This is a genomic window from Streptosporangium sp. DT93 (assembly GCF_049844535.1).
In the GTDB taxonomy this organism is placed as follows: domain Bacteria; phylum Actinomycetota; class Actinomycetes; order Streptosporangiales; family Streptosporangiaceae; genus Streptosporangium.
On the sequence record NZ_JBNCLF010000033.1, the window covers coordinates 23,956 to 32,372 of the forward strand.

An 8,417-nucleotide genomic window follows, 5' to 3' on the forward strand; every position below is an offset into this window, starting at 1 on the left:
CGAGCGGGATTGTGGAGCAGATGACGGCGCCTTTCGAGTGGACCCCCGACGCCCGTGAGCTGGCCGACCTCGAGCTGCTGCTCTCCGGTGCCTTCAGCCCTCTGACGGGCTTCATGGGCTCGGCCGACGCGCACGCGGCCGACGAGCGCGGCACGCTCGCCGACGGCACGCCCTGGCCCGTGCCGGTCACCCTGACGCTGCCCGACGACCACCCGGCCGCCCCCGGCGACCGGATCACCCTGCGTGACCCCGAGGGCGCGGCACTGGCCGTGCTGACCGTCGAGGGGCGCGAGGACGGCTTCGCCGCCGGGCCGGTCGAGGCCCTGGACGCCCCCGAGCACGGCCCGTTCGCCCGGCTGCGCCGCCCGCCCGCGGAGATCCGCAAGGAGCTGGGCGAGCGCGAGGCCGTGCTGGCCGTCACCATGCGCGGGCCGCTGGGCGACCTCGACGACCTGGTGACCACCGCCCAGGAGCTGGAGGCGTCGATCCTGCTGCTCCCGCTGGCGTACGGCGAGGGCGGGCCCGCGGTGGTCCGCGCCGCGCTCAAGGCGCGCGACAGGCTGCCCGGGGACACGGTGGTGGCGGTGGTGCCGCTGGCGCCCAGGGAGCCCGCACTCGACCTGGAGCTGCGCGAGCGGGTCGCCGAGGCCTACGGCGCGACCGAGCACCTGGCCGGCCCGGAGCCGGTGACGATCCCCGGGCCGCCGCACCGGCGGGGGCTGGTGGTCTTCTTCACCGGCCTGTCCGGCTCGGGCAAGTCCACCGTCGCGCGCGGGCTGCACGACGCGCTGCTGGAGCGCGGAACCCGCACGGTGACCTTCCTCGACGGGGACGTGGTGCGCCGCCTGCTCTCGGCGGGGCTGACGTTCTCCAAGGAGGACCGCGACCTCAACATCCGCCGCATCGGCTTCGTCGCCGCCGAGGCCGCCCGGCACGGCGGGCTGGCGATCTGCGCGCCCATCGCGCCGTACGCGGCCACCCGCGAGGAGGTGCGCGCGATGGTCGAGGCCGTCGGCGCCGACTTCGTGCTGGTCCACGTCTCGACCCCGCTGGCCGAGTGCGAGCGCCGCGACCGCAAGGGCCTCTACGCCAAGGCCCGCGCCGGGCTCATCCCCGGCTTCACCGGCGTCTCCGACCCGTACGAGGAGCCGGACGACGCCGACCTGGAGATCGACACCACCGACATCGGCGTGGACCGGGCGGTCCACCAGGTGCTCGACCCGCTGATCCAGGGCGGCTGGATCCGCTGACCGCCGCCCGGCCGCCCCGGGGCGGCGGGGCGGCGGCCGCGCGGGTCGTCGCGGAGAGGGCGGGTCAGCGCGGGGGGACGGCGGGGCTCAGGCGGGGGTCGCGGGCGAGCTCGCCGAAGGCCCTGCGCGCGCCCGGCGTCGTGTCGAACCGGGTGTCGCCCCGCGGGGCCTTCGGCGAGTCGAAGTAGACCAGGGCCTTGATCCGCGGATAGTCCCCGAGCCCGTCCCGCACCGAGGTGAAGAAGGACTCCTTGAAGGCGGGCCGGCCGCGCCGCTCGAAGACGCCCCACTCGGCCACCATGACGGGCTTGCCGGGGAGACGCTCCTGCGTCCAGCGGTAGAACCCCGGCCACCGGGGAAAGTCGGGGCGGGTCTTGTCGACCAGCTCGCCGAAGCCGTCGGCCCGGTGGTCGGCGTAGGGGTCCATCGCCACCCAGTCGACCACGTCGTCGCCCGGGTAGAGCCGCTCGAACCACGGTTCGGAGGCCCAGTTCGGCGCGCCCATGTAGGTCATCACCGTGACGGCGTTGGTCACGCCGCCGGCGCGCAGTCGCCCCACCACGTGCCGGAACATCTCCGCGTAGTCGTCGGCGGACATCCCCGCGCCGGGGGTCTCCCGTACGTCGTCCTCGGGCTCGTGGTGGACGGTGAGGAAGAACCTCTCGGGGAAGGTCCTCACGATGTGGGCGGCCAGCCGGTCGATCCGCGCGTCCAGCGCGCCGCCGGCGATCTCCGCCCAGGTGTGGGACAGGTCGGCGGACGGCTTCCAGTTGACCAGCAGGATCCTGCGGCCGTCCGGGTCCCGGGCGATGGCGCGCTCGGCGGGGGTCGGGAAGAGCTCGTCGTCGCGGTGGTAGACGTGCATGATCGCGGCCGGGCGGCCCATCCGCCGCTCGGCCCTCTCCAGGGCCCGCTGCGGGCGCCGCCCGGTGAAGATCTCGGGTGCGACCCCCCACCAGGCGCCGCAGGAGGGGACGAGCGTCCGGCTGACCTCGCAGGCGCCCTGGCGCGGCGGCCCCTGTACGCCGGGCGGCGCCGCGTCCCCGGTCCCCCCGGCGGCGCCCGGGGCCGTGCCCGTGGTGCCCGCGGCGCCCCCGGTGCCCGTGGTACTCCCGGTGCCCCCGGCGGTGTCCACCGCGCCCGGGGCCCTGCCACCGGCGGCCCCGGCGGCCCCGGTGACGCAGTCGTCGCCCCTGCACCCGCCCAGTCCCGCGACGGCCAGTGCCACGCACCCCAGCCCCAGCGCCAGGACGAGTCCCGAACCGCCTATTTTGACCATACGCGGAATTACCTCTATAGAGCCATTTGTCTGATGCAACGATCCCTCGCAGATGTCGTCCGCAGGCATTCGCCGGCCGTCTCGGGGAAACACCTTTCCATCGCACGGACGTGCCTCGTCCAGGACTTTGCCGCTCCATGCCACAGAGCCGGGACCAGGCAAGGGAAATATCCAGTAAATATCCGTTATATGCGTGTGATCAGCCGGGTCAACACGAGAAAAATCTTGCGTACCGGTCCGGAGAAAGGAAAAGCCGACCTATAGTTCCAAGGGTTCCCAGCAGCTGTTCGCCGGAGAGGCACCCGCGAAACATGAGCCCGTCACCGGACGCCCCCGCCCGCCGTTCAGGTGGAGACCTGGCGGACTACGTGTCGCTCCTGCGCCGCCGCCGGCTGATCGTCCTGTCCATGCTCCTCACCGGGGCCGGTGCCGGCCTCGCCCTGCTGTGGATCACCCCGCCCTCCTACACCGCCTCCGCGCAGGTCCTGGTGACCCCGGCGGGTCCCCCGGAGCAGGTCAACCAGGTGACCGCCCGCCAGCGTGAACCGCTCAACCTCGACACCGAGGCCCAGGTGGCCCGGTCGGCGGTGGTCGCCACGAAGGCACGCGGGCTGTTCGGCGGCCTCTCCGGACCGGCCGAGGTCTCCGTACCGCCCAACACCTCGGTCCTGGAGATCTCGTGCACGGCCGCCGCGCCGGCGACGGCGGCCTCCTGCGCCGACGCCTACGCCACGGCCTACCTGGCCCAGCGGCGCGAGTCGTCCACCCAGACGCTCACCGCCCAGCTCAAGACGGTGCTGGTCAAGCTGAAGCAGGTCAACGCGAGCCTCACCGCGGTCGCCACCGCCCTCCCGGGGCTGAGCAACGGCACCGCCGAACGCGCCCTGGCCCTCCAGCGGCAGAACGTCCTCCTGCGCCAGGTCCACGCCCTCACCGCCCGGTACGACGCCCTGAGGACCGTCGCCGTCACCCCCGGCTCGGTGATCAGCCGCCCGGTGGCCCCCACCGAGCCCCGCGCCCCCCGGCCGCCCCTGTACCTGGGCAGCGGCCTGATGGCCGGGCTGCTCTGCGGAGTGGGAACCGCCTGGGTCCGCGACCGCCTCGACACCACCCTGCGCGACGCCGCCGACGTCAGACGGCTGACCGGCCTCGACGCGATCGACGAGGAGGGACTGCGCGGCCTGGCCGGCGCGGTGCTCGTGGTCTCCGTGCCCGGCACCCCTCCCAGGGAGGTACGACGCGCCGCACGCGCGCTGCGGGAGCGCGGGGTCCCGGTGGCGGGCACCCTGCTCGCCGGCGGCGCCTCCTCACCGCCCGCCGTACGCCCGCCGCACCCGCCCCCTCCCGGCGGAGGGCGGGCCCGCGAGGGCGGGCGGGGTCCGGAGAGCAGGGTCCGCGTGGACGGGTGGGATACGGGTGGACGCGGCACGGGGAGCCGGGACACGGGCGAGCGGGGCACGAAGGACCGGGTCGCGGACGTGCACGGCATGGACGGGCGGGTCACGGAGGGGGGAGTCACAGGCGAGCCGATCACGGGCAGGCGGGGCACGGACGGGCGGATCACGGACGGGCGAGGCACGGACGAGCGGATCACGGACGGGCGGGGCACGGACGGGCGGATCACGGACGGGCGGGGCACGGACGGGCAAGGCGTGGGCGGACGTGGTGCGGCCGGGCCGGATCTTCCGGTCAGGGATGTGAGCGGCCGGGTCCACGGAGCCCTCCCGAAAAGGCCCGCCCGTCCCCTCGCGGGCCTGGCGGGCGGGCACCGGGCCGCACCCCCCTCGGCGCCACCGGCGTTCCCGGCACCGGTTCCCCCAGCACCGCTGTCCCCGGCACCGCTGTCCCCGGCACCGGTCCCCTTGGCGCAGGCCTCCCCGGCACCGGCCCCCCTGACGTCGGCACCCCCGGCACCGGCGCCCTCGGCGCCCTCTGTACCGGCGGCGACGTCCCAGGCATTCCCGGTGCCGGTGTCGGCGTCGGCGGCGCCGCGACCGGCGCTCCCGGCACTCCCGCCCCCGTCCCCGTCGGCGGTCGCCGAGGCGCCGGCGGGTCCCGCGCCGTCCCGGACCGACGGGAACGTTCAACCGGGGCGGAGGATCGCGGGCGGGCGGAGAGGGCGCCTGTCGTGAGAGGCCTGCGCCCGGCCGCCTGGCCGATCGCCGCGTTCCTGGTGGGGTACCCCGTCTGGTGGGCCCTCGGCTTCGGCGGTCTCTGCGTGATCGCGGTGGCCCCGGCGATGGCGGCGGTGCTGTGGCGACGGCGGCCGATCAGGGCACCGCGCGGCTTCGGGCTCTGGCTGCTCCTCCTCGCGGGCTACCTGATCAGCGCGCTCATGCTCGGCGAGATGCCCCCCGGGACCTACGGGGAGTTCGGCGCGGGGCGGCTCATCGGCTACCTGATGCGTCTCGCCCTCTACGTCTCCCTGCTGGTCATGGTGCTCTACCTGGGGAACCTCACCGAGGAGGAGCTGCCGCAGCTGACGCTGGTGCGGATGCTCGGCGCGCTGTTCGTCACGACCGTGGCGGGCGGGCTGCTGGGCGTGTTCGCGCCGCGTGCCGCCTTCACCTCGCCGGTCGAGATGGTCCTCCCGGACTGGATCAGCGGCAACCCGTTCGTTCACAACCTGATCCATCCCACCGCGGCGCAGACGCAGTGGGTGCTCGGCCACCCCTCGCCCCGCCCCGAGGCCCCGTTCGAGTGGGCCAACGCCTGGGGCGGCAACCTGTCGGTGCTGCTCGTCTGGTTCGTGGTCGGCTGGTGGGCGCACGGCGGCCCGCGCAGGCGGGCGGCCGTGGTACCGCTGGTCGCGCTGGCCGCGATCCCGGCGGTCTACTCGCTCAACCGCGGGCTGTGGCTCGGGCTCGGCGTCGCCGCGGCGTACCTGCTGGTGCGCCTGGGCGGACGGGCACGCGTCGCCACCTGCGCGATCCTGGCGGCGGCGGCGCTGGCGTTCGCCCTCAGCCCGTTGCGGACGATGGTGGCCCAGCGGCTGGAGAGCCCGCACAGCAACGACATCCGCGCCTTCACCGTGACCGCGACCCTCACGGCCGCGGGCACCTCTCCGATCATCGGGTACGGCAACACCCGCAACGCCAGGGGCAACCATCGGACGATCACCACCGGGAAGACCGACTGGTGCGTCACCTGCGGCCACCCTCCACTGGGCGGCGACGGCCACCTCTGGCATCTCATGATCACGCAGGGGTTCACGGGAGCCGCGCTCTACGTGGCGTTCTTCGCCGGGGCCGTACGCCGCCACTGGCGTGACCGCAGTCCGATCGGCGTGGCCGGGGTCCTCGTGATGATCCTCACCCTGCTCTACATGTTCGTCTACGACGGCCTGGTCACGCCGCTCAGCCTGTACCTGATCTCGTTCGCCCTGCTGTGGAGGAACTCGATGGCGAGCACGGCCGCATGAACGACGCCCGCGCCCGCCTGCGCTACCTCGACCGGACCATCGACCTGCTCTTCCCCGGCCCCGGGGAGGAGAGGCCCTACACCCTGCTCCCGCACCGGCTGCTGCCTCGCAGGCTGGTCCCGCGCGCGTGGTGGCACCCGGGCGGACGGGTCATGGTCCGGTCGGGGCGGGACGGCATCGAGAGCCATCTGAGCGAGGTCTTCGGCACCCGCCTCCGCGTCACGCTGCGGGTGTCCCCGGCCCGGCGGGCCAACCGCAAGCCGATCCTGGAGGCGCGCGCGCCCGACGGGCCGGTCGCCTTCGTGAAGATCGGCGACACCGACCTCACCCGGGAACTCGTCGCGCACGAGGCGCGGACGCTCGGCCTGCTCGCCGGAGTGCCGCTGAAGACCGTCGTCCCGCCCGCCGTCCTGCACCACGGGTCCTGGCGTGGCCTGGCCGTCCTGGCACTGACCCCGCTCCCGGTGCGGCGGGGGCGGGTCCGCGACGACGTCCTCACCGCGGCGATCACCGAGATCGCCCACCTCCCCACGGGCCCGGCCCTCGGGCAGGCCTGCTCCGGACATGACCTCACCGGGCACGCCTTTCCCGAAGGCGCACCTCCGGGAGACCCGTTCCCCGGGACGTGGTCTCCCGGACCTCCAGGCCGTCGGGACCCGGACTTCGCCTGGCACGGGGACCTCACGCCGTGGAACATCTCGCGCGGCCCCGACGGACGACTGCTGGTCTGGGACTGGGAACGGTTCGGCACGGGGGTCCCGCTGGGCTTCGACGCCGTCCACCACTTCTTCCACCGCGCGCTGCGCCGCCAGGCCCCGGTCACCGCGGCCGGGGCCTGCGTGGCCCGCTCCCTGCGGATCCTTGCCCCGTTCGGGCTGTCGGCCGCCGAGTCCCGGCTCACCTCCATCCGTTATCTGATCGCACTCGCCGACCGGCACGCGGCCGACGGCCACGCCCCCCTCGGGCCGCCGGAAGCCTGGCTCGGCCCGGTCGTCGACGGCGAGGAGACCCTGCTGTGAGACCCACCGTCACGAGATCCGCCGTCACGAGACTTCGTACCCTGAGGCCCGCCGCCGCCGGGCCGGCGCTGAAAGGCGCGGTTCACACGATCTCGTGGACCACCGGGCGCCTCACCGCGTCGCGGCGGACACCGCCCTCCTTCCTCGTCGTCGGCGCCCAGCGCTGCGGCACCACCTCGCTGTACCGTGCCCTGGCCCAGCATCCGCTGATCTTCAAGCCCCTGCTGCGCAAGGGCGTGCACTACTTCGACACGGCCTACGACAGGGGTCCGTCGTGGTACCGGGCGCACTTCCCGCTGCGGGTGTCGCTCTCCCACGCGGCACGCAGGTACGGCCATCGCCCCCAGGTCTTCGAGTCCTCGCCCTACTACCTGTTCCACCCGCTGGCCGGGCCGCGGATCGCCCATGACCTGCCGGGCGCCAAGTTGATCGTGCTCGTCCGCGACCCGGTCGAGCGGGCCTTCTCCGCGCACGCCCACGAGCTGGCCAGGGGGTTCGAGACCGAGACGTCCTTCGCCAGAGCCGTCGAGCTGGAGGAGGAACGGCTGGCCGGTGCGGCCGAGGCCCTGTGCGCCGCGCCGCACTCGACGAACCTGGCCCACCGCCATCACGCCTACCTGGCCCGGGGCCGCTACGCCGAGCAGCTCGCCCGTCTGGAGCCGTTGGTCGGCCGGGAGCGGATCCTCGTCCTCGACAGCGGCCGGTTCTTCACCGAGCCGGAGATCGTCTACGACCGTGTGCTGGCGTTCCTCGGGTTGCCGCACCTGGGCGATCCGGTGTTCGAGCGGCACAACGCCCGGCCCAGACCGGCCCCGATGCCCCCGGAGCTCCGCCGCGAGCTGGCAGATCACTTCGAGGAGCAGGACGCCCTGCTGATCTCGTGGCTGGGCACGGACCCCTCATGGCGCCGCTGATCCCGGCCGACGAAACGAAGGAGGCCGTGCGTCCGGCAGAAACGGGCCGCACTACCCCTGAAAGCTCCGGCCCGGAACTCCGGAACTCCGAAAACTCCGGACCAGCTCCCTGGAACTCAGGGAACTCCGAACCGGGACCCCGGAACCCGGAAAACTCCGGACCGGTTCTCCGAGACGCCGAGAACTCCGGCCCGGAACTCCGGGACTCAGAAAACTCCGGACCGGTTCTCCCGGACCCCGGACGGCCCGTCTCCAGGGACAGGGTGGCGGGGCTGGCCGGGGCGGGTGCCGGGGCCGTCGCACAGTTCCTGATGGTCGTGCTGGTCGCCAGGGGAACGGATCCGGAGACGGCCGGTGCCTTCTTCGCGGCGACCACCCTGTGCCTGCTGGCCGCCGCGGTGCTGCGGCTGGACGCGGGGAACGGGCTGATCCACATCCTCGCCGGGTCCGGGTCCGAGTCCGGGTCCGAGTCCGGGTCCGAGTCCGGGTCCGAGTCCGGGTCCGAGTCCGGGTCCGAGTCCGGGTCCGAGTCCG

6 protein-coding genes and 1 pseudogene are annotated in these 8,417 nt (G+C 74.1%); 6 read left to right on the forward strand and 1 reads right to left on the reverse strand.

What is annotated here, in order from left to right:
- Positions 1-20: 20 nt before the first annotated feature.
- Complete coding sequence (cysC, locus tag ACLQ2R_RS38240) at positions 21-1,250, forward strand: adenylyl-sulfate kinase (protein WP_425966319.1); 1,230 nt, start codon at positions 21-23, stop codon at positions 1,248-1,250.
- A 64-nt stretch (positions 1,251-1,314) separates the two neighbouring features.
- On the opposite strand, the gene ACLQ2R_RS38245 is transcribed toward cysC, so the two are convergent.
- On the reverse strand, positions 1,315-2,529 hold the full coding sequence (locus ACLQ2R_RS38245) for a glycoside hydrolase family 26 protein (RefSeq protein WP_425966320.1): 1,215 nt from the start codon (positions 2,527-2,529) through the stop codon (positions 1,315-1,317).
- A 311-nt stretch (positions 2,530-2,840) separates the two neighbouring features.
- On the opposite strand from ACLQ2R_RS38245, the gene ACLQ2R_RS38250 reads away from it, so the two are divergent.
- The 5 genes and pseudogenes from ACLQ2R_RS38250 to ACLQ2R_RS38270 form a co-directional block, all read left to right on the forward strand.
- A complete protein-coding gene (locus ACLQ2R_RS38250) occupies positions 2,841-4,661 on the forward strand; it encodes a Wzz/FepE/Etk N-terminal domain-containing protein (RefSeq protein ID WP_425966321.1) in 1,821 nt (606 codons plus the stop codon).
- Positions 4,658-5,950, forward strand: coding sequence for a hypothetical protein (locus ACLQ2R_RS38255; protein WP_425966322.1), 1,293 nt, complete (start codon positions 4,658-4,660; stop codon positions 5,948-5,950). The genes ACLQ2R_RS38250 and ACLQ2R_RS38255 overlap by 4 nt, the downstream gene beginning before the upstream one ends.
- Entirely contained in the window at positions 5,947-6,969 is a 1,023-nt protein-coding gene (locus ACLQ2R_RS38260; protein WP_425966323.1) for a hypothetical protein, read from the forward strand. The genes ACLQ2R_RS38255 and ACLQ2R_RS38260 overlap by 4 nt, the downstream gene beginning before the upstream one ends.
- 41 nt (positions 6,970-7,010) lie before the next feature.
- Entirely contained in the window at positions 7,011-7,883 is an 873-nt protein-coding gene (locus tag ACLQ2R_RS38265) for a sulfotransferase family protein (RefSeq protein WP_425966355.1), read from the forward strand.
- A gap of 263 nt (positions 7,884-8,146) precedes the next feature.
- Positions 8,147-8,417 (forward strand): annotated as a pseudogene (locus tag ACLQ2R_RS38270) (lipopolysaccharide biosynthesis protein); the annotation flags it as partial.

What these genes read in the sequence shown, in the direction of transcription:
- cysC (WP_425966319.1), top strand. Translation starts at nt 21, where the DNA reads ATGACGGCGCCTTTCGAGTGGACCCCCGACGCCCGTGAGCTGGCCGAC.
- ACLQ2R_RS38245 (WP_425966320.1), bottom strand. Translation starts at nt 2,529, where the DNA reads ATGGTCAAAATAGGCGGTTCGGGACTCGTCCTGGCGCTGGGGCTGGGG.
- ACLQ2R_RS38250 (WP_425966321.1), top strand. Translation starts at nt 2,841, where the DNA reads ATGAGCCCGTCACCGGACGCCCCCGCCCGCCGTTCAGGTGGAGACCTG.
- ACLQ2R_RS38260 (WP_425966323.1), top strand. Translation starts at nt 5,947, where the DNA reads ATGAACGACGCCCGCGCCCGCCTGCGCTACCTCGACCGGACCATCGAC.